The following is a 26,507-nucleotide window of genomic DNA, read 5'->3' as shown; positions in this document are numbered from 1 at the left end:
AAACTCTCCATAAAAAATGCCATCAGACACATGGTGAGCCTGAAAACCAGGCAAAACAAAAAATTACTGACAAAAGAATTGAAAAAAGGATAAATAAATCACATCAACCAACACCAACAACACAAAACGCTGCTGGCTATTGATCAGACACAACATACATCCCAAACTTTCCAAAACCTCTATCAGCCCAACAAGCACCCATAAAAAGGCGACTCTTGCTGGGATACGCACATTACATATCGTGGAAGCGTTAACCCCACGCTGGCGTAACCACCACCAACCCACAATCCATATGAGCCGATGGAGCACTGAAACAAGTCACAAAAGTGATAAAGACATACAATGCATCAGAATCAACACAAAGGTTGGTCAACAAAGTATCTAAACTTGGTTCATCACGCTATTGAGTTCTCAAACAACCTACGCACACCGAGCCTCTCGAGCCGGTTTTATTTCCCCGCTCGCTCTCGGCGACTTGAATTAATGTACACCCAACGCCAAGAAAGACACAAATCCCCTGGTAGAGGCAGGAAAATGCAACTACCAAGGGATCGGGTTAGGGCATACAGGCCGTGCGGGTGGCGTCACTAAGAAGAAGCACCAACGCGCGCACCGGCGAAACGCTTCTTACCCTTGCGCAGCACCAGCCACGATCCGTGTAGCAGATCCTCGGCGGACGGGGACCACTCGATGTCCTCGATGCGCTGGTTGTTCACGTACGCGCCACCCTCCCCGACGGTGCGTCGGGCGGCACCCTTGGACTTCTCCAGGCCGGACTCGACGAGCAGGTCCAGGATGGTGGCGTCGGCGCCAACCTCGGCAACCTCGGTCTCCTGCAGGGCGGAAGCCAGGGTGGCCTCGTCCAGTTCCTGCAGCTCAGCCTTGCCGAACAGCGCCTGAGCTGCCAGCTCCACAGCCTCGGTGGCAGCCGCGCCGTGCACCAGAGTGGTCATCTCGCGGGCCAGAACTCGCTGCGCCTCGCGCTTGAAGGGCTCCTCGGCGACCTTGCGCTCCAGCTCCGCGATCTCCTCCTGGGAAAGGAAGGTGAACCAACGCAGGTAGTCGATCACCACGGAATCGCCCGCGTTGATGAAGTACTGGTACCAGGAGTACGGGCTGGTCAGCTGCGGATCCAGCCACAGCTTGCCGCCGCCAGTGGACTTGCCGAACTTGTTGCCCTCCGCGTCCGTCACCAGCGGAACCGTCAGGCCGTGCACCTTGGCGCCGTTCACACGGCGGTTCAGATCCACACCAGAAACGATGTTGCCCCACTGGTCGCCGCCGCCAATCTGCAGCACACAGTCGAACTCGTTGTGCAGGTGCACGTAGTCGTTGGCCTGCAGCAGCATGTAGGAAAACTCAGTGTAGGAAATGCCGTCGGATTCCAGGCGGCGCTTCACGGTATCGCGGTCCAGCATGGTGTTCAGCGAGAAGTTCTTGCCGACATCGCGCAGGTACTCGATGACGTTCATCTGGCTGATCCAGTCCGCGTTGTTCACCATCACGGCCGGGCTATCCACATCGCTGTCCTCGGTGAAGTCGACGAATGCCTCTAGCTGCTTCTTGATGGCCACCATGTTCTCACCGATCTGCTCCTCGGTGAGCATGGAGCGCTCGCCCACGTCGCGAGGGTCGCCGATCATGCCGGTTGCGCCGCCGGCCAGGGTGATCGGACGGTGGCCGAACTGCTGGAAGCGCTTCAGCATAATCAGCGGCACCAGGTGGCCCGCGTGCAGGGAGCTGCCCGTCGGGTCGAAACCGCAGTACAGCGTGATGGGGTTCTGCGTGGCCTCCTTCAGCGCCTCCAGGTCCGTCGACTGGTTAATCAGGCCGCGCCACTGCAGCTCGTCGATGATGTTCTTGTTGTCGCTCATGCGTGCTCGTTCTCGCTTTTCTTCTGTGCTTTTTGTGCGTTGCTACTTAACGGGCCAGTCTTTAGCTTCTTCGACCAGCAGTACCGGGATGCCGTCCTGCACCGGATAGGCCTTGTTCAGGCGGGGGTTCACCAAATAGTCACCGTGATCCTCCAGCGGCTGCTTGTCGATGGGGCACGCGAGGATCTCTAGGAGCTTCTGGTCAATCATGCTGTCTACTCTAGCCGGTGCTTCGGGCTTCTTTCTTAGTGACGCCCCCTACGCCGCCCAATACTTCTAGCTTTGTTCGTCGGGCTCATTCAGAACTCCGAACTGCAGCTCCAAGAATGTGCGATTGTCCTTTAGTTCTTGGAGATTGTCCCGCAGGATAGCTTGGTGAACCTCGTCTATCTCTGTCTGCAAAACTGCCAGCGATGCGCGGAAATCTTCAACTGCCTGCCCATGCGCTGCCGTCGGCATCTCCTCCAGGATTCTGCAGGTTTCCGGAAAATAGACATCCATAATGCGACGAACCTTTTCTTCTTGGAAGGGATCCGCTTCCAAGTGGTCCCACTCTTGGACAACGTCCCGGCAGGTTTTGAAGAAATGATCCAGATCCGCGAAAAACTCCTGCCGTTGCTCGCCGGAAAGCTTTATGGATTGCTTTAGCTGTTTGATCCGGGTGCGCATTTCCTGCAGGGACTCGACTGGAGAAACAACGGCGCTGGGTTTCGGCGGTGCTTCCAGTGCCTCTTGTGGATGCCGCTCAGGCGTCAGAACACCGGCGACACCGGCGAGGGCTCCCGCCGTGATTAGCCATAAAGAACCCAGACCCACCGCAGCGTGGGCGGCCACTACGGCGACGAACACGACAAGCGCGACGATGATCTTCAGGGAGTACTTAGAGTTCACGGCTTCTTTCTGCCTAGCGGCCTGTCTTCGTTTCTATTGGTAGCTGCGGATCTCTTCGAACGCCTTGGCCAGGTCACCGCCACGCGCGTTGAAGACCTTGCCACCGGTGAAGTTCGCCAAGAAGTTCATCTCCTCCTCGCTGGCCTCACCGTACAGGATCACAAACACCGGGATCTTGTGGTTAGTCTCGGCCATCTTGTGAGTCATCTTTGTGATGAAGTCCTGGCGACTCGTGCCAGAGTTCGACTCGCCATCGGTCATCAGCACAATCGAATTCAGGGTACCGCCCTCGCCCGCACGATCGTAGGCACGCAACACGGCGTCATAAATCGCGGTTTCACCGCGCGGCTGCAAGCCGTTAACGTAACCCCGCAGGTCCTGCTTCTGCTGTGCATTGTCCGGGTCGTAGTTCTCCTGCGTGTACCCGTCCGCAACCTTGCTACTGAAAGGCATGAGGGTAATCGTCTCTCGGCGGGTGAACCCCTTCGGGTTATTGCTTTCGCCGGCGGTGCCGTCGATGAGCTTATTCAGAATGTTCTTTAGATCCGCCAAACGGTTGCCCCGCATCGAACCAGAAGTATCTAGCAGGAAGTTACTATCCGCTGGTCGGCGCAGTTGATCCCGATACAGGCTAACGAGGGAGACAAGCTGGTCCTCGGACTTCGGGTATTCGTAGTAGCGCTGTATGCCCTTGTTCTCTGCGTCCTCGCCCCAGACGTTCAGGTGGGTCTTCTCCCCTACCTCCACGCTGTGCTCCCTAAACCAATCTGCCAGGGCCTCGACTTTCGCCTGTGCATCCTCATCGGCCTTCTGATCTCCGGGGTTCCGAAGTGCCGAGATGGGGTAATCCGCAGCACCCGCGGCATTACCGGGGACGAATACCTCGATGTCGACGTTGTCGCTTTCTTTCATCGACTGCAGGACTGCCTGATAGTTGAAGATGCCGTCGGCCTTACCCGGGTTCTTCACGAAAGTGTCCCGTAGCCAGCCGGAAGACCCGGAGGTGATCGTCTGGCCGGAGAAAAAGTCCTCCATACGGCGCTCGTCCATGCTCACCTTCGAGGAATCGAAAGCCTGCCCAGGAGTGAAGTCGCTGAATTCCGCGGCTACCGAAAGGAGGGCAAGGAAACCGGAGTTGGATTCCTGCGGATCCGTCATGCCGAAGGTCAGGTCGCCACGGGCTGCGGCATCCGCGATGTCCGCCCACCTAATGTCTTTATTGCGCCACCCCAGGCGATCCACCACGTCCTGCTTGAGCCCCAGAGCTACCGGCGAACGGGCAATGCTGTGATCTTCACCCTGCGATTTTATGCCCTGGGCTTTGGCAAAGGCGTTGGTTGCAAACCAAGTGGCGTCATACTTATCCCTATATGCACCATCATTCAGGTTACGAGTGTTGACGAGTGTGCCGCTGTCGTACTCCATTTCAATGTCGAACCCCAGGTCCGCGGAGGCCTGATGGACAAACGGCTCCATGTCCGTCAGCTCCGTGGCAGCGACGATCTTCAGTGGCTTGCTGGTATCGAAGGACTTCCCGCCCAGCTTTTTGAAGCTGTCGAGGAAATCCCCCGAGCCGACTACGTATGCACCCGCTGCAATCAACAGCAAGATGACAACAAGAAGGAACTTTATGGGGCTCTTTTTCTTACCAGTGCTGTTCAAGCTACTGGGATACGGGGTCGCCATAGGGCTGATCATATTGCACACACAGCTGCTTTTCAGGGCAAATCCAACAACCGAAACGGAAACTAATCAGGCCAGAACTACACGGCTGTGATCGGTGCGTTACAGTGGGGAGCACAACCGAACACGGGCACCCGAGGTATCGGGCTGAGATCGCGCTGAAACCCGCGCGAGTACCGCTAGAACCTGTCTGGTTAGAACCAGCGAAGGAAGAGTCAGGAGAGTCTTTATGACGGATACGTCTACCCAAAACACCACCCCCACCGACGAGTACGGCGCGGAGATCCACCCGAAGCACAGCTTCTCCCCCATCGAGAAGACCGTGGAGTCCTTCGGCAAGACCTTCACACTGCAGGTGCCGGAGACGGAGATCCAGCTGGACGACTCCCCGACCGGCCCGAACGAGCCGGTGCGTATCTACCGCACCCGTGGCCCGTGGGCCGAGCCGACCAAGGGGCTGGAGGGCCTGCGTAGCGAGTGGATCGAAGCCCGCGGCGACGTGGAGGCCTACGAAGGCCGCCGCCGTAACCTGCTGGACGACGGCAACCGCGCGGTCAAGCGCGGCGAGGCCAGTGAGGAGTGGAAGGGCTCCACCCGCCCGACTCTGCGGGCCAAGGAGGGCAAGCGCGTCACCCAGATGCACTACGCCCGCCAGGGCATCATCACCCCGGAAATGGAGTATGTGGCACTGCGCGAGCACTGCGACGTGGAGAAGGTCCGCGAGCAGGTGGCCTCCGGCAAGGCCATCATTCCGAACAACGTCAACCACCCGGAGTCCGAGCCGATGATCATCGGCAACGCCTTCACCACGAAGATCAACGCCAACATCGGTAACTCCGCCGTCACCTCCTCCATCCGCGAGGAGGTGGACAAGCTGCGCTGGGCTACCCGCTGGGGTGCGGACACCGTGATGGATCTGTCCACCGGTAACGACATCCACACCACTCGCGAGTGGATCCTGCGCAACTCCCCGGTACCGATCGGCACCGTGCCGATCTACCAGGCTCTGGAGAAGGTCGATGGCGTGGCCGAGGACCTGACCTGGGAGATTTTCCGCGATACCGTCATTGAGCAGTGCGAGCAGGGTGTGGACTACATGACCATCCATGCCGGCGTGCGCCTGCCTTTCGTACCGCTGACCACCAAGCGCGTCACCGGCATCGTCTCCCGCGGCGGCTCCATCATGGCCGGCTGGTGCCTGGCACACCACAAGGAATCCTTCCTCTACGAGAACTTCGACGAGCTGTGCGAGATCTTCGCCAAGTATGACGTCGCGTTCTCCCTGGGCGACGGCCTGCGCCCCGGCTCCATCGCGGACGCCAACGACGCAGCCCAGTTCGCAGAGCTGAAAACCATCGGCGAGCTGACCCACCGGGCCTGGGAGTACGACGTGCAGGTCATGGTGGAAGGCCCTGGCCACGTGCCGCTGAACATGGTGCAGGTCAACAACGAAAAGGAGCAGGAATGGTGCGGCGGTGCACCGTTCTACACGCTGGGGCCGCTGGTCACGGACATCGCTCCGGGCTACGACCACATCACCTCCGCCATCGGTGCGGCGAACATCGCCATGGGCGGCACCGCAATGCTGTGCTACGTCACCCCGAAGGAGCACCTGGGTTTGCCGAACAAGGACGACGTGAAGACCGGTGTGATCACTTACAAGGTCTCCGCCCACGCCGCCGATGTTGCCAAGGGCCACCCGGGCGCCCACGAATGGGACGACGCCATGAGTAAGGCCCGCTTCGAGTTCCGCTGGCACGATCAGTTCGCCCTCTCCCTGGACCCGGACACCGCGCAGGCGTATCACGACGAAACGCTGCCTGCGGAGCCCGCGAAGACCGCGCACTTCTGCTCCATGTGTGGCCCGAAGTTCTGCTCCATGCGCATCAGCCAGGACATCCGCGATGCCTTCGGCGACGAGATCGACGAGGCGCTGGCCACCGACCAGAAGCAGTCGCTGGTCAAGGACCTGGGCTTGCCGGGCTTCGGCCGACAGAGTGTAGACGGCGTAGACGGCCTCAACGCTGCGGGCGAGGAGGAAATGGCTGAGGAGTTCCGCCGCGCGGGCTCCCAGCTGTACCTGAACCGCGACGAGGCGAAGGAAGTCGCCGAGGATCTGCAGAAGGAGGCGGCAGCGCACAGTGAGCGCTAACTTGGATCTGCGCTGCTACCTGGTCACGGGCGCCCCTCACGAGAAGGTCGTGGACGTGGCCGCAGCCGCGGCCGCCGGGGGTGCGGGCGTGGTACAGGTGCGCAGCAAACCGATCAGCGTGCGCGACCTCGCGGCACTGGCCATCGAGGTCGCCGCCGCGGTGCAGCAGGCCAACCCGGCTACCAAGGTGTTGATTGACGACCGCGTGGACGTTGCCGCCGCCCTCATGCCGGAGCACAACATCCACGGCGTGCACATCGGCCAGGACGACCTGGACCCACGCTTGGCTCGTCAGGTTTTGGGCAAGGATGCCATTATCGGGCTGACCACCGGCACTCTGCCCCTGGTGCAGCAGGCCAACGAGTATGCGGATGTGATCGACTACATCGGCGCCGGGCCTTTCCGCCCCACCCCCACCAAGGATTCCGGCCGCGAGCCGCTGGGGCTAGAGGGTTATCCCGCGCTGGTGGAGGCCTCGCGCGTGCCGGTGGTCGCCATCGGCGACGTGCGCGCGGAGGATGCCGCCGACCTGGCCGCCACGGGAGTTGCGGGAGTTGCGATCGTTCGCGGGTTCATGAACTCGGCCGACCCGCGCGCCACGGCTCGGCAGGTGCTCACTGGTTTTTCTTCGTGACGCCCACCGCTTTCAACCCGCCCCAAAGGAAGTGAATAGAAGTGACTAATCCCAGCCCCACTATTTCCCAGCACTATGACCACATAGTGGTCGGCGCGGGGATCGTGGGCCTATCCACCGCCTTTAAGCTGGTGGATCTCGGGGCGGATCCGGCCACCGTGGCGGTGATCGACCCCGCCCCGGTGAGCGGAGCCTCCTTCGTCGCGGGCGGCATGCTGGCCCCGGTCGCAGAGGTGCAGTATAAGCAGGAGCCTTTGTACCCGCTGATGGTGGCGTCCAAAAACTTGTACGACGACCTGCTGCAACGGCTGGGCGAAAAAACCTCCCTCAGCACCGGCCATAGAACAGAATCGACCTTCGTGGTGGGGGCGGACCGGGCGGACGCGCGGCACCTCACCGAGCTGACCGAGCACCAGCACGGCCACGGTATGGAGGTGCAGCGACTACCGCTGCGCCAAGCGCGCAAGGCCGAGTGGGGGCTCAGTCCGCAGCTATCCGGCGTGGTCGAAATCCCCGGCGACCACCAGGTGAACCCTCGTATGTACTGCGCGGCGCTGCTAGATGCGCTGCGGAACATGGGGGTGGCGATCATCGACGAGCGGGTGAACCGCATCGAGGATGGCGCGGTGACGACCGACGCGGCGACGCACACGGGCGACATGGTGTACCTGTGCAACGGGCTGGGCGCCGGGCAGGTGCGCGGCTGGTACGAGGGCGAGCAGTCACCGCTGAAGCTGCGCCCCGTGCGCGGCGATATGCTGCGGCTACGAGTGCCGGAGGGGATGGAGGCGCCCGTGGGGCGCGTCATCCGGGCGTTTGTGGAGGACCGGCCGGTGTACATCATCCCGCGTACCGACGGCACGATCGCCGTGGGCGCGACCAGCCGCGAGGACTCGCGACGCGGCCCCGCCGTGGATGGGGTGTACACGCTGCTGCGCGACGCGATCCGGATTGTGCCGGGCATCCAGGAGTGCGAATTTATCGAGGCGATCACCGGCGAGCGGCCTGGCACGCCGGATGATCTCCCCTACCTGGGGAAAGTCGGCGAGAAGCTGGTGGTTTCCACGGGCTACTTCCGCCACGGGATTTTGCTGTCTGCGCTGGGGGCTACAGTGGGGGCAGCGCTGGGAATGGGCAAGCCGGTGTCTGCGTTGGAAGCGGAGATAGACCCAGAGATGAACCTAGCCAGCTGCGCGCCACTGCGGCATGCCTAAAGCTGCGGGGCGTATGCACAGAAGATCTAAGGAGGATCGATGAACTACACGGTGAATGAAGAGCCACGGTCGGCTGACAAGGCACCGAGCGTGGCGGAGGTCGTGGCTGCGGAGACGGGCCGCGAAGTTTCCGAGAACGAGGGCGCGAAGGGAGTCGCGGTGGCGGTGAACCGCTCTGTGGTGCCGGCAAGCGACTGGGGGCGTGCGCTGGAGGACGGCGACGCGGTGGACATCCTGATCGCCGTCCAGGGTGGTTAAAGACGGCTAGAGGACAAGATCATGCTGAAGATCGCGGATAAGGAATTCGATTCCCACCTGGTTATGGGCACCGGCGGGGCCAGCAGCCAATCACTGCTGGAGGACGCGCTGGTGGCCAGCGGCACGCAGCTGACCACGGTGGCGATGCGCCGCCACAGCGCCAAGACCACCGGCGGCGGCGAGAGCGTGTTCGAGCTGCTGAACCGCCTGGGCATCGACGTGCTGCCGAACACCGCCGGGTGCCAGACCGCCCGCGATGCAATGCTGACGGCACAGCTGGCGCACGAGGCGCTGGGTACCAACTGGGTGAAGGTGGAGGTCATCGCCGACGACCACACGCTGCTGCCCGACGTGGTGGAGCTGGTGGATGCCTGCGAGATGCTAGTGGCCGAGGGCTTCGTAGTGTTGGCCTACACCAGCGACGACCCGGTTGTCGCCCGCCGGCTGGAGGACGTGGGCGTGCACGCGGTCATGCCGCTGGGCTCCCCCATCGGCACGGGCCTGGGAATCTTGAACCCGCACAATATCGAGCTGATCTGCTCGCGCGCCCAGGTTCCAGTGCTGCTGGACGCGGGCGTGGGCACGGCCTCCGACGCGGCGCTGGCGATGGAGCTGGGCTGCGACGGAGTGCTGCTGGCCAGCGCAGTGAACCGCTGCCAGGACCCGGTAGCGATGGCGCAGGCCATGAAGTCGGCCGTGGAGGCCGGTCGGCTGGCGCGCGAGGCGGGGCGCATCCCGCAGCGCACGCACGCCCAGGGCGCGTTGGCCTCCTCTAGCTTCGACGGTCTGGCCAGTTGGGATGGCTGGGCCGACGAGGTGCTGTGATGCTCGGCGACTACACCTCCGACTACACCACCCTGCCCGCCGAGGAGCTGAAGCGCGTCGCCCGGCAGACGATCCTGCCGGGCCACGGGCTGCGGGAGCAGGAGCGGCTGCACGAGGCGCACGTGCTGGTGATCGGCGCGGGCGGGCTCGGATGTCCCTTGATGCAGGCCCTGGCCGCGGCGGGGGTCGGCGAGATTTCCGTCATCGATGACGACACGGTGGACATCACGAACATTCACCGGCAGATCCTTTTCGGCGCCAGCGACGTCGGCCGCCCCAAGGTGGAGGTCACCGGGGAACGCCTGCGGGAGCTGCAGCCCGGTTTGGTCTTCCACGGCATCCATGGGCGCCTACGGGCCGACAACGCCGCCGAACTGCTAGAGGGCGTGGACGTGCTGATCGACGGCTCGGATACATTCGCCACGAAGTTCTTGGCCGCCGATGCCGCCGAGGCCACCGGTACTCCCCTGGTCTGGGGTTCTGTCCTGCGCTACCGCGGCGACGTGGCCGTCTGGTGGTCCGGCCCTGGCGCCGGCACTGGCGCAGTGCCGGATGACCGGGGCGTCGGCATGCGCGACCTCTACCCCTCTCAACCGGACCCCGACAGCGTGCCAGACTGCGCCACCGCTGGAGTGCTGGGCGTGACGACCTCCGTGGTCGCCGGCCTGATGGCCACGGAGACCATTAAGTTCCTGCGAGCCCCGGACACTCGCGCGCAGCAGGTGGGGCGATTGCTTATTTATGACGCCCTCACGGCCAACATCCAGCACTTCAACGTGGCCGCCGATCCCCAGCGGCAGCCGGTCACCGAGATCGTGGAGGAGGACCTGTCGAGCTGCGCGGTGGATGCCGCTGAAACTCGCACGGCGGAAGAAGATACGGCCGCTTCCCTGCTGAGTAGCCTCGCCGACGGTACTGCGGTTGCCATCGACGTGCGCGAGCCGGGTGAGAAGGCTATCAAGGATCTGCCGTCCTTTGCTGAGCACCCGGGCTACCACCTGCCCACCACTGTGTGGAGCGAGCAGCCGGAGCTGGCCGAGCAGCTGATTGAGAGTCTTGGCTCCGAGGTCAGCACTGCAGCGGGAGCCGTGGACGTGGTGGTGTACTGCGCGTCCGGCAAGCGCTCTGCGAGCTTTGTCGACCGCTTTGCACAGCACGCCGCCGGGCAGGGAGTGCGTTTGCACAACCTGCCCGGCGGGGCGAATGAGCACGGGGTCGGGATCTAAGCCCGCTGACTTTTAGACCAGGCGGGTTTTCTCCGCCCACTTGCGGTCGGCGGCAGCGGCCTCGCGCACACGCTCCTTCTGCTCGGCCACGCGCACGCCGGCAGTTCCGCCGCGGGTAGCACGGGAGGCAACTGCGCCGTCGATGGTCAGCACCTCGCGCACCTCGGGGGTCAGGGCCTCGTGCACGCTCGCCAGCTCCTCATCGGTGAGGTCCACCAGGTCCACTCCACGCGATTCCGCAATGCGGACGCAAGAGCCGGAGGCCTCGTGGGCCACGCGGAACGGCACGCCCTGGCGAACCATCCACTCCGCCAGGTCGGTGGCAAGTGTAAAGCCTGCGGGGGCGAGCTCGCGCAGACGCTCCGGGTGGAATGTCAAGGTACCGACCAGCCCGGCCATCGCCGGGAGCAGCAGATTCAACTGTGCGACGGAATCCGCGATGGGTTCCTTATCCTCCTGCAGGTCGCGGTTGTAGGCCAGAGGCATGGCCTTCAGGGTGGCCAGCAGGCCGGTGGCGTTGCCAATCAGGCGGCCGGTCTTGCCACGCATCAGCTCGGCAACATCCGGGTTCTTCTTCTGCGGCATGATCGACGAGCCGGTGGACCACTCGTCGGCCAGCGTGACGTAGCCGAACTCCGGGGTGGACCAGGCGATGACCTCCTCCGCCAGGCGAGAGAGATCCACCGCCACCTGGGCAAACACAAAGGCTGCCTCAGAGGCGAAGTCGCGGGAACTGGTGGCGTCAATAGAGTTATCCGCAGCAGAGTCAAAGCCGAGCTCCTCCGCGATGGCCTCCGGGTCGAGCGCCAGGGAGGAACCGGCAAGCGCACCGGAACCATACGGGGACACAGCCAGGCGCTTATCCAGATCCTGGAAACGCTGCACGTCGCGCAGCAGCGGCTGTGCGTGCGCCAGCAGCTGGTGGGCCAGCAGTACCGGCTGGGCGGCCTGGAAGTGCGTCTTGCCCGGCATGATGGCCTCTGGGTGGCCGTCAGCCTGAGCCACCAGCGCGTCGACGACGTCGAGCACGCCCGCCGTGATGTCGCGGATCGCGTCGCGCACCCACATGCGGAACAGGGTAGCCACCTGATCGTTACGGGAACGGCCCGCGCGCAGGCGGCCGCCGACCTCGGGGCCAACGCGGTCAATCAGGCCGCGCTCCATTGCGCCGTGGACGTCCTCGTCGCTGGGTTCGGGACCGAAGGAACCATCGGCAACGTCCTCGCCCAGCTTCTGCAGGCCGGCGATGAGCGTGTCGAAGTCCTCGTCGCTCAGCAGGTTGGCCTTGTGCAACACCCGCGCGTGAGCCTGCGAGGCCAGCACGTCGTAGGGGGCCAGAACCCAGTCGAAGTGCGTGGACTTCGACAGGGCGGCCATCGCCTCAGTCGGGCCGCCGGAGAATCGGCCGCCCCACAGGGCGCCCTCGTTCGTGCCGTGTGCCTCGGTGGTCATGTTTGGGTGTGCCTTTCTGCTCTATTTATCCAGTTGCCTAGTTAGCTGGTCACCTAGTTAGCCAGGTCGCGCTTAGCGGCGATCTTGGAGGACAGGCCGTGCAGCTCCACGAAACCGCGGGCCATGGACTGGTCGAAGGAGTCGCCCTCGTCGTAGGTAGCCAGGTTGAAGTCGTACAAGGACTTACCGGAGCGGCGGCCGTTGACGGTGATGGAGCCCGCGTGCAGCACCAGGCGGATGTCGCCGGTGACGTGGGTCTGAGTGGAGTCGATGAACGCATCCAGGGAGCGCTTCAGCGGGCTGAACCACAGGCCGTCGTAAACCTGGTTGGACCACTCGGCGTCGATGCCGCGCTTGTAGCGGGCCAGCTCGCGCTCGACGGTGACCGCCTCCAGAGCCTCGTGGGCGCGGATCAGGGTAATGGCGCCCGGAGCCTCGTAGATCTCGCGGGACTTGATGCCCACCAGGCGGTCCTCAACCATGTCCAGGCGGCCGACACCCTGCGCACCTGCGCGGCGGTTCAGCTCCTCGATGGCCTCCAGGACGGTGACCTTCTTGCCGTCGATGGCCACCGGCACGCCGGACTCGAAGGAGATGATGACCTCGTCCGGTGCCTGGCCCAGGCCCGGATCCTCGGTGTAGGCGTAAACGTCCTTGGTCGGGGCGTTCCAGAGATCCTCCAGGAAGCCGGTCTCCACGGCACGGCCCCACACGTTCTGGTCGATGGAGAACGGGGAGGACTTGGACTGCTCGATCGGGATGCCGTTTTCCTCGGCGAAGGCGATGGCCTTCTCGCGGGTCCAGGCGTAGTCGCGGACCGGGGCGATGATCTCCAGGTCCGGGGCGGTGTTGGCGAAGCCAACCTCGAAGCGGACCTGGTCGTTGCCCTTGCCAGTGCAGCCGTGGGCGACGGCGGTACCACCGTGCTCCTTGGCTGCATCCGCCATGTGCTTGACGATCAGCGGGCGGGAGATCGCGGAGACCAGCGGGTACTCCTTCATGTACATGCCGTTGGCCTTGATGGTCGGCAGGCAGTAGTCGTTGGCGAACTCGTCGCGGGCGTCCACGACGATGGACTCCACGGCGCCGGCACCGAGGGCGCGCTGGCGGACGGTCTCCATGTCCTCGCCGCCCTGACCCAGGTCGATGGAGACGCAGACGACCTCTGCATTGCGCTCCTTGGCGATCCAGCTGATGGCCACGGTGGTATCCAGCCCGCCGGAGTATGCGAGTACTACGCGATCCTTCATTCTTTACGCTTCCCTTCGAAAGTCTTCTTGCGTTCTAGTTGTTGTATCCGTTATTTGATTTTAGCTATGTGCCAGCTGGAAGAAGTACTCCCCCAGCTCCTTGCCGTTGAGCGGCTCCCGTGCCAGGACGAACACGGTATCGTCGCCGGCGATGGTGGCCACCACTCGGTTTACGTCCGAGCGGTCCAGGATGCTGGCCAGGTACTGCGCAGCGCCGGGTGGGGTGCGCAGTACGGCGATGTTTCCGGAGTGGTCGTGGTCGACCAGCAGCTCGGCCAGGACGCGCCGCAGCTTGTCCGGCCCATCCACGCGCACATCGTCGGACAGGGAGTAGTAAACCTCCCCGCCCACGCGCACCTTCTTCGCGCCGAGGTCCACCAGGTCGCGCGACAGGGTGGCCTGGGTGACGTCGATGCCGCGGTTCACCAGGATTCCCAGCAGCTCGCGCTGGCTGCCGACCTTCTCGGCACCGATGATCCGCCCGATCATGTCCTGCCGGGCGGTGCGAGTCAGCGAAGAAGCCATACCAGCAGCGCCTTCTGTGCGTGCAGGCGGTTCTCCGCCTCGTCGAAGACCACCGACTGTGGCCCGTCGATAACCTCCGGCGTCACCTCGCTACCGCGGTAGGCCGGCAGGCAGTGCAGGAAGATCGCATCGTCCTTGGCAGTGCCCATCAGCTTCTCGTCCACCTGGTAGGCTCGCAGCGCGCTGCGGTCTTCGGAGGCATCTTGGCCCATGGACAGCCAGGTGTCGGTGATCACCACGTCCGCCCCCGTGGCATCCACCTTGTCGGTGACGGTCACGGTCGCGCCGGTCAGCTCGGCGCGCTTCTTGGCGCGCTCCACGAACTTCGCCTCCGGTTGGAAACCCTCTGGTGCGGCGATGGTGATGTTCACTCCCGCCGTGGCGAATCCCAGCATGTAGCTGTTGGCCATGTTGTTCGCGCCGTCGCCGAAGTACACCGCGTTCAGGCCCTTGAGCTCGCCCTTGTGTTCCTTGATGGTCACCAGGTCGGCGAGGATCTGGCAGGGGTGGAAGTCGTCGGACAGGGAGTTGACGATCGGCACGCCCGCGGTCTCCGCCATCTGGTGGAGGTTGTCGTGCGCGCCGGTGCGCCAGACAATCGCGGTGACGTAGCGGGACAGGACCGCGCCAGTGTCCTGGAAGGTCTCTCCCTTCCCCATCTGCGAACTTCCGCTGTCCACGACGATGGCGTTGCCGCCCAGCTCGGTGATGCCGGCGTCAAAAGAAAAGCGCGTGCGCGTAGAGGTCTTGTCGAACAGCACGGCGACGGAGCGGCGCTCCAGCAGGTTGCGGTAGCCGTTGCCGTAGCGGTTGTCCTTCAGCTCCTCGGCCAGCGCCAGCACTTCGGCCTGCTCTTCCGGGGTGAGGTCGTCGTCGGCCAGCATGTGGCGCAGCGGCCCCTTGTTCTGCAGGTGCAGGTTTGTCATGTGGTGTCTTCCGTTCTTTGTGTGGTTACTGGTTCTGCGCGCGGTTGTCGTCCAGCATCTGCCTAATCTTTGTGACGCCCCGCTGCACCTCATCCGCCGAGATATTCAGCGGCGGGACCAGGCGGATCACATCGGGCTGGGGCTTGTTGACGATCAGCCCGTAGTCCAGCGGATCCAGGCTAAGGGGCGCATCCAGGACGATGCCCAGCATCAACCCGCGGCCACGGATGGTCTGCACACTCGGGTGATCGGCCAGGCCGTCGCAGATTGCCTGCGACTGGGTGGCGACGTTGGCCAGCAGGTCCTCGGCTTCGATCGTGTCGATGACGGCGTTCGCGGCCGCGCAGACGACGGGGTTGCCGCCGAAGGTGGTGCCGTGCAATCCCTTGGCCAGCAGCTGCGCCTTCGGCAGGGCGAGAGTGGCGCCGATCGGCAGGCCGCCGCCCAGCCCCTTGGCCATGGTGATGACGTCCGGCAGCACCCCGGCCTCGTGCTGGAAGCCGAACCACTGGCCGGTGCGGCCCATGCCGGCCTGTACCTCGTCGACGACCATGAGGATGTCGTGGGCATCGCACAGCTCGCGCACGGCGGCGAGGAAGCCATCCGGGGCGGGGATCACGCCGGTTTCGCCCTGGATGGACTCCAGGAAGATCGCAGCAGTGTCGTCGTCAGCCATCTCCCGCAGGGCTTCGATGTCGCCGTAGGGGTAGTACTCCACGCCGCCGGGCAGGGGCTTGAAGGGCTCCTGCTTATCCGGCTGGCCGGTCAGGGCGAGGGCGCCCATGGTGCGGCCGTGGAAGCCACGCTCGGCGGCCAGGATCTTGGTCTTGCCGGTGGCGCGGGCGATCTTGAAGGCAGCCTCGTTGGCCTCGGCGCCGGAGTTGGAGAAGAACACGCGGGCACCGGCCACCGCCTTGGCGGCCTCCCCGTGCTGCTCTCCCAGCAGGCCTTTCAGCCGCTCGGCGAGCTTGATCACCTGCGGGTGGGCGAACAGGTTAGACGTGTGGCTGAGTGTGGCGATCTGATTCGTCACGGCGTCAACAATGGCAGGGTGAGCGTGCCCCAGAGCATTCACGGCTATGCCGGACAGCAGGTCGAGATACTCGTTGCCTTCCGCGTCGGTGACGATGGTGCCGCGGCCAGAGACCAGCTCGCGCGGCGGGGTGCCATAGGTTTCGAACAGCGCGGCGTTCCAGTGGCCCTGCCAGTCGTTAGATGCGTTCTCTAGGTTCTGGGTCATGGGAGATCCTCCCGATAGTTGATGTCGGGGCTGGTGACGTCTTCCCAGCCCGCGGGGCAGATCATGGTGCCGATACCGCCGGTGGTCATCAGCTCCAAGATTACGGAGTGCGGAATACGGCCGTCGATGACGTGCGCGGCCTGCACGCCGCTACGCAGCGCGTCCAGGCAGGCCTCCATCTTCGGCACCATGCCGGAATCCAGGTTGGGCAGCAGGTCGGAGAGCTGCTCCGGGGTCAGGCTGGATACCAGCGATTCCTTGTTCGGCCAGTCGGTGTACAAGCCCTTGACGTTGGTGAGCATCACGAGCCTCTCGGCGCCCAGGGCACCTGCCAGCGCGCCGGCGGCGGTATCTGCGTTGATGTTGTAGATCCGCCCCTGGTCATCCGGTGCGACCGTGGAGACCACGGGGATGCGGCCAGCGTCGATGAGGTCGATCAGGCTTTCGGCGTCGACGTGCTCGATCTGCCCCACGCGGCCCAGGTCGACCTCTTCCCCATCGATCGTGACCTTGCGCTTAGAGGCGGTGAACAGGCCGGCATCCTCGCCCGAGGCGCCGACGGCGTAGGGGCCGTGCTCGTTGATCAGCCCGACCAGCTCACGGCCGACCTTGCCGAACAGCACCATGCGGACGTACTCCATGACCTCCGGGGTGGTCACGCGGAAGCCGCCCTTAAACTCGCCCTCCAGGCCGACGGTCTTCAGCATCTCGTTGATCTGCGGGCCGCCGCCGTGGACCACAACCGGGCGGGCGCCGATGGCGCGCAGGAAGACCATGTCGGCGGCGAAGGCGCGCTTCAGATCCTCGTCGATCATCGCGTTGCCGCCGTACTTCACCACCACGATCTTGTCGCGGTAGTGCAGCAGCCACGGCAGGGCCTCGGCCAGCACATGGCTGCGCATCTCGGGGGTCAGCCCGGTGGTATCGATGGGAGTGTGTTTGGGGTTCATTGGTGCGTTTCCTGGTAGATCCGTTGTGCGGGTGAGCTCTGGGCAAGCTGGGTGAGCTGGATGAACTAGGTGGAGTATTCCGAATTGATCTCCACGTAGGAGTACGACAGGTCGGTCGTCCATACCGTCGCGCGCCCCTCGCCTACGCCGAGGTCCACCTCGACGGCAATGTCGGCGCCCGAGAGATCCACGGTGCGGGCACCGGGCGCGCCCGTGGAGTTGATGCACACCGGGTGTCCGTTGAAGGACACGCTGATGGCCTCCGGGTTCATCTTCACCGGCGCCATTCCTACGGCAGCCAGCACGCGGCCCCAGTTCGGGTCGGAGCCGAACATCGCACACTTAAACAGGTTGTCGCGGCCGATGACGCGCGCTGCGGTCTGTGCGTCCGCGTCCGTTTCTGCGCCGCCGACGGTGATGGACACTCTCTTTGTGACGCCCTCAGCGTCCGCCTGTAGCTGCATCGCAATATCGAGGCACACCTGGTGGATCGCAGCGTTGAATTCCTCTGCGTCCGGGGTGATGCCGGAAGCGCCGGAGGCCATCAGCAGCACAGTGTCGTTGGTTGAGGTCGCGCCGTCGATGTCGATGCAGTCGAAGGTTGTCGGGGTGGCGCCCGCCAGGGCCTCGTGGGCCATGTCGGCGTTGGGAAGGTGGGCGTCCGTAGTAATAAACACGAGCATCGTAGCCAGCGACGGGGCCATCATGCCGACACCCTTGCCCATGGCGCCGATGGACCAGCCATCGCCGTGGTAGACGGCCTCCTTGGCGACGAGGTCGGTGGTCATGATGGCGCGGGCGGCATCGTTGCCGGCAGTGATGGACTGGTCGAGCTTGCCGGCAAGTTCGTCGACTCCGGCGAAGACCTTATCCATCGGCAGCACGTCGCCGATCAGGCCGGTGGAGCACACGGCAACGTCGCCGGGCTGGCATCCCAGCAGCTCGGCGGTCTTCTCGGCGGTAGCGCGAGCATCCTTGTCGCCCTGGGCTCCGTTGCAGGCGTTGGCGTTGCCGGAATTAACGACGACGGCGCGGAAGGTGCCATCGTTATTCGCCTTGGTGTAACGAACGGGGGCGGCAGTGACCTGGTTACGGGTGAACATAGCGGCGGCGATGGCATCGGGCCCGTCGTTGCGGATCAGAGCCATATCCGACTTGCCGGAGGGTTTGATCCCCGCCGTCACGGCTGCGGCGCTAAAGCCCTTGGGAACGGTCACGCCGAGGTCCGCGGAGGAACCTTGGGCAGTGCTGGTATCCGGATTGTTCTTGTCTGCGTTAGTCATAACTTAGAATCAGAGCCCCGTCTGCGGGAGACCCGCGGTTTCTTCCCAACCGAACATGAGGTTGAGGCATTGGATGGCGGCACCTGCGGTGCCCTTGGTGAGGTTATCGATGGCGCTGGTGGCGATGACCATGCCGTCGGCGACCTCCACTTGGATGTGCACCATGTTGGAACCGACGACGCTCTTCACCTCCGGCTGCTGGCCCTCCGGCAGCAGGTGCAGGAAGGGCTCGTTGGCGCAGAACTTTTCGTAGGCGCGGCGGATATCGCTAGCCTGGCCACGCGCGGGGGCGGTGACGGTGGTAAGGATGCCGCGGGTCAGCGGGGCCAGCACCGGGGTGAAGGTCACGTGGACATCGTCCGAGGAATAGCCGGGGGCCAGCAGCTCTTCCACGCTCTGCTTGATCTCCGGCGCGTGGCGGTGGGTGCCCACGCCATAGGCGCGCAAGTTCCCCATGGTCTCCGAACCCAGCAGGTTCACGGCGGCCTTCTTACCAGCACCGGTGGTGCCGGTGACGGAAACCACGCTGATCTGCGGGGCCATCAGGCCGCTGGCGATGGCGGGCATGAGGGCCATCGTGGCGCCGGTCGGGAAGCAACCGGGGGCGGCAACGTAGTTAGTGGCCGCGATCTCTTCCCGGCGGCCAGGCATCTCCGGGATGCCGTAGGTGCGGGTGCCGGCGTGCGGGGTGCCGTAGAAGCGCGCCCAGTGGTTGGCGTTCTTCAGGCGGTAGTCCGCGCCGCAGTCCACGATCTTCATGGATTCCGGCAGATCCAGAGCGGCGGAGACTCCGTGAGGGAGGGCCAGGATTGCAGCGTCGTGCCCGCGGAGAACTTCCTCGGTCGTCTCTTCGAGCACGCGATCCGCCAGGGCGGGCAGTCCCGGGTTGAGTTCGCCGAATCGCGTGCCCGCGTTGGAACCGCCGGTCAGCGAACCGATTTCGAAGTCCACGCCGTAGCCGGGGTGATTCAATAGGAGGCGAAGAGCCTCGCCACCCGCGTACCCACTGGCGCCTGCTACTGCAATTTTCAACATAGGACGATTCTGCCCTACTGGAACCAAAAATGCAAATTATTCAGGTTTATGGGAATTATGCAGTTAGGCGCGAAGCTGTGCGCCCACCTTCTCGGTGGCGGACTGCAAGGCCGCCTCGCGGGACTTGCTGGCCTCTTCCTCCGTCAGAGTGCGGTCGGGCGCGCGGAAGCGCAGGCTGAAGGTCAGCGAGCGCTTGCCCTCTCCCAGGGACTCGGAGTGGTAGACGTCGAACAGTCGGATCTCCTCCAACAGCTCGCCAGCGCCAGCACGCAGGGCATCTTCAACGTCCTGGGCCGGGGTAGCCTCGTCAACGACGACCGCGATGTCCTGCAACACCGCCGGGAATGCAGACAGCACCGGGCGCGGGAAGGTCTCCCTCAGCGGCAGCTCGTCCAGGTTCATCTCCATGGCCACGGTGCGCGGCGGCAGCTCCGCGCGCTCGCAGACTTGCGGGTGCAGCTCGCCTGCGTGGCCAACGACCTTGTCGCCCACCAGAATCTCAGCACAGCGGCCCGGGTGCCACGGCAGGTACTCCGCGTTGCGCACGGTGATCTCCACGCCGGCGGCACGGGCGACCACGCGGGCGGACTCGATGGCGTCCGCCGCAGTGAATGCCTCCGGCTCGCCCCAGGTGCCCTGCAGCTGACGGCTACCCGTAGCCACAACGGCAACGTGCAGCGGCTGAGCGGGCAGGGAATCCAGCAGTTCCTGCAGCTCCTCTGCACCCGGGCGCTGCTTCACAGAAGGCATCGGGGAGAACGGCTTGTCCGTCTTCGGAACGGATACCTGCTCCACGCCGTAGAGGGCTACGTCGCGCTGACCACGGGTGACGTTGCGGCGGAGGGATTCGATCATGGACGGCAGCAGCGTAGTGCCGATGCAGGCGTAGTCGCTCTCCAGCGGGTTCTGTACCTTCACCGTCAGACGGCGCGGGTCATCCGCTGGCAGGTCCCAGACGTCGAATACGTCGTTGGCGATGAACGGGGTCGGCAGGATCTCTGCGTAACCCGCCCAGGCCAGGGCCTGGCCCACGTTGCGGCGCATCCGCTGGCGTGGGGTGTAGCCGCGGCCAGCCGGGGCGGTCGGGACGATAGAGGGGATGTCCTCCAGGCCCTCCAGGCGCAGAACCTCCTCCACCAGGTCGGCGGGCATCGTCAGATCCGGGCGCCAGGTCGGCGGGGTGACCTCGATCTCGCGGGCGCCGTTGTCGTCGCGGGAGCCGGTCTCGCGCACCTCACAGCCGACCTCCCGCAGGCGGGAAATGGTGGTGCCGTCCGGGTAGATCTTGCCCGCGGTCTTGCCCGGCAGGGAGGTGTGGATGGTGATCATCGGCATCTCCGGGACCGCACCGACCAGGGTGCGCCCCTCCTCCACCTGGCCACCAGCGATGTTCACCAGCAGTGCGACGGCGAAGTCCAGCGCGTCCTCGATAATGGCGGCGTCCGTGCCGCGCTCGAAGCGGCGGGAGGCCTCGGAGGAAAGCTTGTGGCGGCGGCACGTGCGGGCCACGGTGATCTGATCCCAGTGTGCGGCCTCGAACAGCACGTTGGTGGTCGCCTCGGAAATCTCGGAGGTCGAACCGCCCATCACGCCAGCCAGCGACTGGATACCGGACTCGTCGGAGATCACCACGTCCTCCGGGTCGAGGGTGCGCTCCACGTCATCCAGCGTGGTCAGCTTCTCCCCCTTCTTCGCCAGGCGGACGTGCAGCTCTCCGGTGACCTTATCCGCGTCGAAGGCGTGCATCGGCTGGCCCAGCAGGAACATCACGTAGTTCGTCACGTCCGTCGCCGGGTTCACTGGGCGCTGTCCGCACAGCATCAGCTCTCGCTGCAGCCATAGCGGGGACTCCGCCTGCGGATCGATGCCGGTGACCTTGCGCATGCCGAACTTGGAGCACTTCGTGTCCTCGTCGACCTTCAGCGCTTGCACCTCGCCGTCGGTGCCGGGCAGGCCGGCGAAAAGGTCGTTGCGCATCGCCGCTGCTGCCGGATCCTGCGCCGGGTCGCGGAACTGCAGGTCAAAACTGGACGCCAACTCGCGGGCGAGTCCCCTGGCCGACAGCGCGTAGCCGCGGTCCGGGGTGATGTTCACGTCGAAGATGGTGTCCTGCAAACCCAGCAGCCCACGCGCGTCGTCGCCTACCTTGAGGTTGGCGCTGGCCAAATCGGCGTCAGAAATAGTCATGATCCCTGCGTTCTGCTGGCTGGCCAGGCCCACTTCCATCGCAGAACAGATCATGCCCTCGGAGATCTTGCCGTAGGTCTTACGCGCCGAGATCTCGAACGGGCCGGGCAGCACCGTGCCGGGCAGGGCGATGACGACGTTGTCGCCCTCGGCGAAGTTCCGCGCGCCACAGATGATGTGCTGCAGCTCGCCAGTGCCGTTGGCCTGGCCGACGTTGACGTCGCAGTAACGGATCGGCTTCTTGAACTCGGTGAGCTCCTCGATCTTTTCGACACGACCGATCACCAGCGGGCCGGTGGTTTCGGGGATCGCCTCGTACCCCTCGGTCTCGAAGCCAACGCGGACGAAGCCGGCGTCGAACTCCTCGGCGCTCACGCTCCACTGCGGGTTGGAGGTCTGCAGGATTCGGGTCAGCCACGACTGGGAAATAAGCATGATTTTCGAAAGATCCTTGGTTGGGGCTCTAAATGGGGTGCTCTGGGATGCTCTGGTGCTCTGGGGGAAATTGCTCTAGCGGCGAACGCCGAACGGCAGGGTGAAGCGCACATCGCCCTCCACCATGTCGCGCATGTCGGGCAGGCCGTTGCGGAACTGCAGGGTGCGCTCGATGCCCATGCCGAAGGCGAAGCCGGAGTACTCCTCCGGATCCACGCCCGCGGCGATCAGGACGTTCGGGTTGACCATGCCGCAACCGCCCCACTCGATCCAGCCAGCGCCGCCCTTCTTGTCGGCGAACCAGACGTCCACCTCGGCGGAGGGCTCAGTGAACGGGAAGTAGTTCGGGCGGATGCGGGTCTTGGCTTCCTCGCCGAACAGCGTCTTGGCCAGGTGATCCAGCGTGCCCTTCAGGTGCGCCATCGTCAGCCCCTTATCCACGGCCAGGCCTTCGACCTGGTGGAACACGGGGGTGTGGGTGGCGTCCAGCTCATCGGTGCGGAACACGCGGCCCGGGCAGGCGATGTAGATCGGCAGGTCGCGGGAGAGCATCGTGCGCATCTGCACCGGAGAGGTGTGGGTGCGCAGCACCTGGCCGGAGCCCTCCGGAGCGATGTGGAAGGTGTCCTGCAGCGTGCGCGCAGGGTGGTCTGGGATGAAGTTCAGGGAGTCGAAGTTGAAGTACTCTGCCTCGACCTCCGGGCCATCGGCGATCTCCCAGCCCATGCCGACGAAGATGTCAGCGATCTGCTCGGACAGGATGGTGATCGGGTGCTGGGCGCCGCGCTGACCACGGGTGGTCGGCTCGGTGACGTCGATGCGCTCGGCGCGCAGGACTTCCTCGTTGCGCTTGCGCTCGAGCTCGGCCTTGACCTGTGCGAAGCGCTTCTCGACGCGACCCCGCGCCATGTTCACCAGGCGACCAGCGTCCTTGCGCTGGTCCTTCGGCAGGCTGCCCAGGCTACGACGGGCGGCCGGAATGGGGGCATCGTCGCCCAGGTGCTCGCGGCGAGCGGCCGCCAGTTCCTCCAGATTTGCAGCCTCGGCAAAAGCCTTCTCGGCTGCGTCTGCTGCGGCGTTGAGCCCCTGCTCCGAAAGCTCTACCTGGGGAGTGTCCGCGGAATCCGTCACTTCAGTGCGCTCCTCTTTCTACGTGCACGGCTTAACCTCGTTAATAATACCCGGCTGGCCCACTGCCGCACCGAGTTGGGGCTAACAGTCTTCGACTGCTCCCCCGGCAGCCTCACGGGACGCCGCTTGGATGCGGGACGATTCATACATGCAGATGGAGGCCGCAGTGGCAAGGTTGAGGGATTCCGCACGCCCGCGGATCGGGATGGAAACTCGCAGGTCCGCCTCGGCCAGCAGTTCCTCGCCCAGCCCGTGCGCCTCATTACCGAACAGCCACGCAGTGGGCTTGGTAAGGATCTCCCCCGCATCATCCAGGCTGACCTCACCATCGGCCGCAGTGGCGAGAATCTGCAGCCCCTGGGCGCGCAGCTGGCCCAGCACGTCCTTCACGTTGGTGGAGCGGGCCACCGGCACGTGGAACAGCGAGCCCGCGGAGGCGCGAGCGGACTTGCACGACTGCGGGTCGACAGTCTCCCCGGCGAACACCACGGCATCCGCGCCCATGGCATCGGCCACACGGATCAGGGTGCCCGCATTGCCGGGGTCGTTGGTTTCCACTGGAACGCTCACTAGCCGAGGCTGGGGCGTCAATACCTTACCGACAGACCACAGCACCGGCTTGCACACGGCAAACAAACCTGTAGTCGTGGCGGTATCAGAAAGGTGCTTGGCCGCCTTGTCCGTGATGTAGTGCACGTAGATATTGAGGTAGCCGGCGGTGCGGATGATCGGCTCGAAGCGCTCCGCGGCGGCCAGCGTGACGTACACGTCCGTGGCACTTCCGGTGGCAATGGCGGCTTCTACGCTGTTCTCCCCCTCCACAAGGAAAACCCCCGCCTTCTTACGCGCAGCCGCCCGGTGAAGCTTGGCTGCGTTGACAATGCGAGGGGTTCTTTCGGTGAAAAGCTCTTGGGCATCCTGCGGGTTCATACCCCACAGCATAATTGACCTACTTTTCAAACAAAGTAATCTTCTCCTGCTCCGTAGTGGTAACGCCGTTCTTGGATTCAGTGCGCGTCACCGTCCCGTCCTTTACCTCGTGCGCCATGTCGATGAGGTACTGGCCATGAATACGGAGCTGGCCACCGTCCACGACAACGGCTAGGGGCTCCTTCTGCTTCGACTCGATGCCATGCAAGTCCATGTCGATGGAACCAACCGGGAACTTCACCATCGTGCGAGCACTATCGACCTTTGCCTTCTCGGGATGCGCTTTCACCTTAAGCGCGCCGCGGCCGCCGAAGAACCGCCAGACACCGTCGAGGCTGTGGTTCAGGCCAACAACTACCGCACCGCGGTCTTCATCGCTCATGTCATCAACCCCCGCGATGAAGTGACGCACGTTGTACACCTTGTCGGCTACTTCGAAGAGTTCATCCTTCTCTTCGTCGGAGAGCTTCTCGACGTTAGCCACCGTGTTGGCCCGCTTGAGCAACTCTTTATCCTCGCCGGGGAGCCTTTCGATTGTCTTGACCAAAGAGGAATCAAAGTTGGTTTGAATGAATTCCTCGACGGTCTTTGCGGCCTTCGCTGCGAAGTCCTCCTCCGACATATCGGCATAGGAGAGATCCTCATCACCGGCCCTTTCCGAGCCACCTGGGCCTTCCGAGGCTTCCTGCATAGCCCGTTCCGCGTCTTCGTTGGTGCTCATGTTGCATGATGCTAGGGAACCGCCGAGAGACAAAGCCAGGACTGCTGCCAGTGCGGCGCGCGTGTAGGTCTTCAATGCGGATTCTCCTTAGCTTTAACGGACTTCTGCCCGGCTATATCCGGGGCTGCCCCTCCAATCTATCGGGAATCGCCGCGTACATACGGCCCCATACGAGAAAACCCCACCCTGGGTGTCCAGGATGGGGTGCGCGTTACGCGTTTAGGGCTGGCTTTAGGAAGCAGCCGGTGCGTTAACGTCCTCCGGCAGGGCAGCCTTTGCAGCCTCGCACAGAGCGGTGAATGCGTCGAAGTCGTTGACGGCCAGCTCAGCCAGGTTCTTGCGGTCGACCTCGATCTCGGCCAGGCGCAGGCCCTGGATCAGACGGTTGTAGGTCATGCCGTTCTGGCGAGCACCAGCGTTGATGCGCTGGATCCACAGCTTGCGGAACTCGTTCTTACGAGCCTTGCGATCGCGGAACTCGTAAGTCTTGGAGTGGAGCATCTGCTCCTTTGCCTTGCGGTACAGGCGGGAGCGCTGACCACGGTAGCCCTTGGCGGACTTCAGTACTTCGCGACGCTTCTTCTTGGCGTTCACTGAGCGCTTGACACGTGCCACGGTGATACTTCCTTTTCTTTAAGAGTGCGCGCCTCGAACCAGCACTTTCTCAAGCGCTGAATCCACTCGATGACGCGGTTGGGTGAATAGGGGTGGAAAAGTGGGCTTTAAGTTATGCCTTGCCCAGCAGACGCTTCATGCGCTTGACATCGGCCGGAGCGACGTCCTCGGTGCCCTTCAGGCGACGGGTGCGCTTGGAGGGCTTGCCCTCCAGCAGGTGGCGGCGGTTAGCCTGCTCGCGACGCAGCTTGCCGGAACCGGAGATCTTGATGCGCTTTGCGGCACCCTTGTGAGTCTTCTGCTTCATTGGTGAAAAACCTCTAACAACTAGTTCTGTTACTACTTCTTGCCCTTGCGGACCGGGCCCAGCACCATGGTCATGTTGCGACCGTCTTGCTTGGCGCGGGTCTCAACTACGCCGTACTCCTCGACGTCGTTTGCCAGTCGCTCAAGCAACCGGAACCCAAGCTCCGGGCGAGACTGCTCACGCCCGCGGAACATGATCGTGACCTTGACCTTGGAGCCCTTCTCCAGGAAACGAATGACGTTGCCCTTCTTGGTCTCGTAGTCGTGGTCGTCGATCTTCGGACGGAACTTCTGTTCCTTCACCACGGTCTGCTGCTGGTTCTTACGAGCTTCGCGGGCCTTCTGGGCCTGCTCGTACTTGAACTTGCCGTAGTCCATGATCTTTGCCACGGGCGGCTTGGCGTTCGGTGCAACCTCTACAAGGTCGAGGTCAGCTTCATAGGCCAGCTTTCGCGCATCGTCTGTTTTGACGATACCGACCTGTTCGCCGCCTGGACCGACGAGTCGGACCTCAGGGACTCGAATACGGTCGTTGATGCGAGCTTCTGCGCTAATGTGAACTCCTCAGTAGCAGTTTTGGTTAATGTCTTACCGACCCCTGCAGTACTGAAGATCCCCTGTGTTCCCCCACAATCACAGCCACTTTGCGCCGGCGGGAACAACTGCCCTGCATCACGCATTACACTTCTGGATTCTCCTGAACCCATCCGTGCCTGTGGCTACGACCCGAGCCCAACCTCTAAAGGCGGTCCCTAGGTGGGAGA

At 63.8% G+C, this 26,507-nt stretch carries 25 protein-coding genes and 1 riboswitch; of the genes, 6 read left to right on the top strand and 19 right to left on the bottom strand.

Going from position 1 to position 26,507, the window contains the following annotated elements; translation table 11 throughout:
* Positions 1-587 precede the first annotated feature (587 nt).
* The 4 genes from tyrS to MHX52_RS04110 form a co-directional block, all read right to left on the bottom strand.
* The gene (gene tyrS / locus MHX52_RS04125) at positions 588-1,874 is read right to left on the bottom strand and encodes a tyrosine--tRNA ligase (RefSeq protein ID WP_035005732.1); all 1,287 of its coding nucleotides are present in this window, start codon (positions 1,872-1,874) and stop codon (positions 588-590) included.
* Between the two features lie 42 nt (positions 1,875-1,916).
* Complete coding sequence (locus MHX52_RS04120; protein WP_005295682.1) at positions 1,917-2,084, bottom strand: Trm112 family protein; 168 nt, start codon at positions 2,082-2,084, stop codon at positions 1,917-1,919.
* Between the two features lie 66 nt (positions 2,085-2,150).
* Complete coding sequence (locus tag MHX52_RS04115) at positions 2,151-2,765, bottom strand: hypothetical protein (RefSeq protein WP_035005730.1); 615 nt, start codon at positions 2,763-2,765, stop codon at positions 2,151-2,153.
* Positions 2,766-2,798: 33 nt separating this feature from the next.
* Positions 2,799-4,373, bottom strand: a complete 1,575-nt coding sequence (locus MHX52_RS04110) for a VWA domain-containing protein (RefSeq protein WP_239316716.1) — start codon at positions 4,371-4,373, stop codon at positions 2,799-2,801.
* Positions 4,374-4,564: 191 nt separating this feature from the next.
* A riboswitch (TPP riboswitch) is annotated at positions 4,565-4,678 on the top strand.
* On the opposite strand from MHX52_RS04110, the gene thiC reads away from it, so the two are divergent.
* The 6 genes from thiC to MHX52_RS04080 all read left to right on the top strand — a co-directional run bounded on the left by thiC (position 4,678) and on the right by MHX52_RS04080 (position 10,757).
* Entirely contained in the window at positions 4,678-6,600 is a 1,923-nt protein-coding gene (gene thiC / locus MHX52_RS04105) for a phosphomethylpyrimidine synthase ThiC (RefSeq protein ID WP_035005725.1), read from the top strand. (Overlaps the previous riboswitch by 1 nt.)
* Positions 6,590-7,234 carry a thiamine phosphate synthase gene (locus tag MHX52_RS04100; RefSeq protein ID WP_035005723.1) on the top strand — a complete coding sequence of 215 codons (645 nt, stop codon included), beginning with the start codon at positions 6,590-6,592 and terminating at the stop codon, positions 7,232-7,234. Before thiC ends, MHX52_RS04100 begins: the two co-directional genes overlap by 11 nt.
* A gap of 41 nt (positions 7,235-7,275) precedes the next feature.
* Positions 7,276-8,448: a glycine oxidase ThiO gene (gene thiO / locus MHX52_RS04095; RefSeq protein ID WP_239316715.1), complete on the top strand. Its 1,173-nt coding sequence runs from the start codon at positions 7,276-7,278 to the stop codon at positions 8,446-8,448.
* A 39-nt stretch (positions 8,449-8,487) separates the two neighbouring features.
* Positions 8,488-8,706, top strand: a complete 219-nt coding sequence (thiS, locus tag MHX52_RS04090) for a sulfur carrier protein ThiS (protein ID WP_035005721.1) — start codon at positions 8,488-8,490, stop codon at positions 8,704-8,706.
* Positions 8,707-8,727: 21 nt separating this feature from the next.
* Positions 8,728-9,531 (top strand): thiazole synthase, encoded by an 804-nt coding sequence (locus tag MHX52_RS04085; protein ID WP_239316714.1) that lies wholly within the window; start codon positions 8,728-8,730, stop codon positions 9,529-9,531.
* Positions 9,531-10,757 carry a ThiF family adenylyltransferase gene (locus MHX52_RS04080; RefSeq protein WP_239316713.1) on the top strand — a complete coding sequence of 409 codons (1,227 nt, stop codon included), beginning with the start codon at positions 9,531-9,533 and terminating at the stop codon, positions 10,755-10,757. Before MHX52_RS04085 ends, MHX52_RS04080 begins: the two co-directional genes overlap by 1 nt.
* 12 nt (positions 10,758-10,769) lie before the next feature.
* Here the strand turns inward: MHX52_RS04080 and argH are convergent, their stop codons facing one another.
* The 15 genes from argH to infC all read right to left on the bottom strand — a co-directional run bounded on the left by argH (position 10,770) and on the right by infC (position 26,298).
* Positions 10,770-12,209 (bottom strand): argininosuccinate lyase, encoded by a 1,440-nt coding sequence (gene argH / locus MHX52_RS04075; protein WP_239316712.1) that lies wholly within the window; start codon positions 12,207-12,209, stop codon positions 10,770-10,772.
* Between the two features lie 53 nt (positions 12,210-12,262).
* On the bottom strand, positions 12,263-13,459 hold the full coding sequence (locus tag MHX52_RS04070) for an argininosuccinate synthase (RefSeq protein WP_239316710.1): 1,197 nt from the start codon (positions 13,457-13,459) through the stop codon (positions 12,263-12,265).
* A 60-nt stretch (positions 13,460-13,519) separates the two neighbouring features.
* Positions 13,520-13,984 (bottom strand): arginine repressor, encoded by a 465-nt coding sequence (gene argR / locus MHX52_RS04065; RefSeq protein WP_011273446.1) that lies wholly within the window; start codon positions 13,982-13,984, stop codon positions 13,520-13,522.
* A complete protein-coding gene (argF, locus tag MHX52_RS04060) occupies positions 13,969-14,895 on the bottom strand; it encodes an ornithine carbamoyltransferase (protein WP_370642215.1) in 927 nt (308 codons plus the stop codon). The genes argR and argF overlap by 16 nt, the downstream gene beginning before the upstream one ends.
* A 40-nt stretch (positions 14,896-14,935) precedes the next feature.
* Positions 14,936-16,150: an acetylornithine transaminase gene (locus MHX52_RS04055; RefSeq protein WP_239316708.1), complete on the bottom strand. Its 1,215-nt coding sequence runs from the start codon at positions 16,148-16,150 to the stop codon at positions 14,936-14,938.
* Positions 16,147-17,100, bottom strand: coding sequence for an acetylglutamate kinase (gene argB / locus MHX52_RS04050; protein ID WP_035005705.1), 954 nt, complete (start codon positions 17,098-17,100; stop codon positions 16,147-16,149). Before argB ends, MHX52_RS04055 begins: the two co-directional genes overlap by 4 nt.
* Positions 17,101-17,165: 65 nt before the next feature.
* On the bottom strand, positions 17,166-18,383 hold the full coding sequence (gene argJ, locus MHX52_RS04045; RefSeq protein WP_239316706.1) for a bifunctional glutamate N-acetyltransferase/amino-acid acetyltransferase ArgJ: 1,218 nt from the start codon (positions 18,381-18,383) through the stop codon (positions 17,166-17,168).
* A 9-nt stretch (positions 18,384-18,392) separates the two neighbouring features.
* Positions 18,393-19,418, bottom strand: a complete 1,026-nt coding sequence (gene argC / locus MHX52_RS04040) for an N-acetyl-gamma-glutamyl-phosphate reductase (RefSeq protein WP_239202307.1) — start codon at positions 19,416-19,418, stop codon at positions 18,393-18,395.
* 63 nt (positions 19,419-19,481) lie between these two features.
* Positions 19,482-22,040 carry a phenylalanine--tRNA ligase subunit beta gene (gene pheT / locus MHX52_RS04035; RefSeq protein ID WP_239316704.1) on the bottom strand — a complete coding sequence of 853 codons (2,559 nt, stop codon included), beginning with the start codon at positions 22,038-22,040 and terminating at the stop codon, positions 19,482-19,484.
* Between the two features lie 75 nt (positions 22,041-22,115).
* On the bottom strand, positions 22,116-23,171 hold the full coding sequence (pheS, locus tag MHX52_RS04030) for a phenylalanine--tRNA ligase subunit alpha (RefSeq protein WP_011273440.1): 1,056 nt from the start codon (positions 23,169-23,171) through the stop codon (positions 22,116-22,118).
* Between the two features lie 81 nt (positions 23,172-23,252).
* Positions 23,253-24,113 carry an RNA methyltransferase gene (locus MHX52_RS04025; RefSeq protein ID WP_239316702.1) on the bottom strand — a complete coding sequence of 287 codons (861 nt, stop codon included), beginning with the start codon at positions 24,111-24,113 and terminating at the stop codon, positions 23,253-23,255.
* A 7-nt stretch (positions 24,114-24,120) separates the two neighbouring features.
* Positions 24,121-24,822, bottom strand: coding sequence for a hypothetical protein (locus tag MHX52_RS04020; protein WP_049049565.1), 702 nt, complete (start codon positions 24,820-24,822; stop codon positions 24,121-24,123).
* 231 nt (positions 24,823-25,053) lie between these two features.
* Positions 25,054-25,437: a 50S ribosomal protein L20 gene (gene rplT / locus MHX52_RS04015; protein ID WP_011273437.1), complete on the bottom strand. Its 384-nt coding sequence runs from the start codon at positions 25,435-25,437 to the stop codon at positions 25,054-25,056.
* A gap of 112 nt (positions 25,438-25,549) precedes the next feature.
* A complete protein-coding gene (gene rpmI / locus MHX52_RS04010) occupies positions 25,550-25,744 on the bottom strand; it encodes a 50S ribosomal protein L35 (RefSeq protein WP_005295736.1) in 195 nt (64 codons plus the stop codon).
* A 32-nt stretch (positions 25,745-25,776) separates the two neighbouring features.
* A complete protein-coding gene (gene infC, locus MHX52_RS04005) occupies positions 25,777-26,298 on the bottom strand; it encodes a translation initiation factor IF-3 (protein ID WP_077536299.1) in 522 nt (173 codons plus the stop codon).
* Between the last annotated feature and the right edge of the window lie 209 nt (positions 26,299-26,507).

Origin of the sequence: Corynebacterium sp. ACRQJ (assembly GCF_022346045.1) — a bacterium.
Taxonomy (GTDB): Bacteria; Actinomycetota; Actinomycetes; order Mycobacteriales; family Mycobacteriaceae; genus Corynebacterium; species Corynebacterium evansiae.
This window is presented reverse-complemented; position numbering and strand designations above follow the sequence as displayed.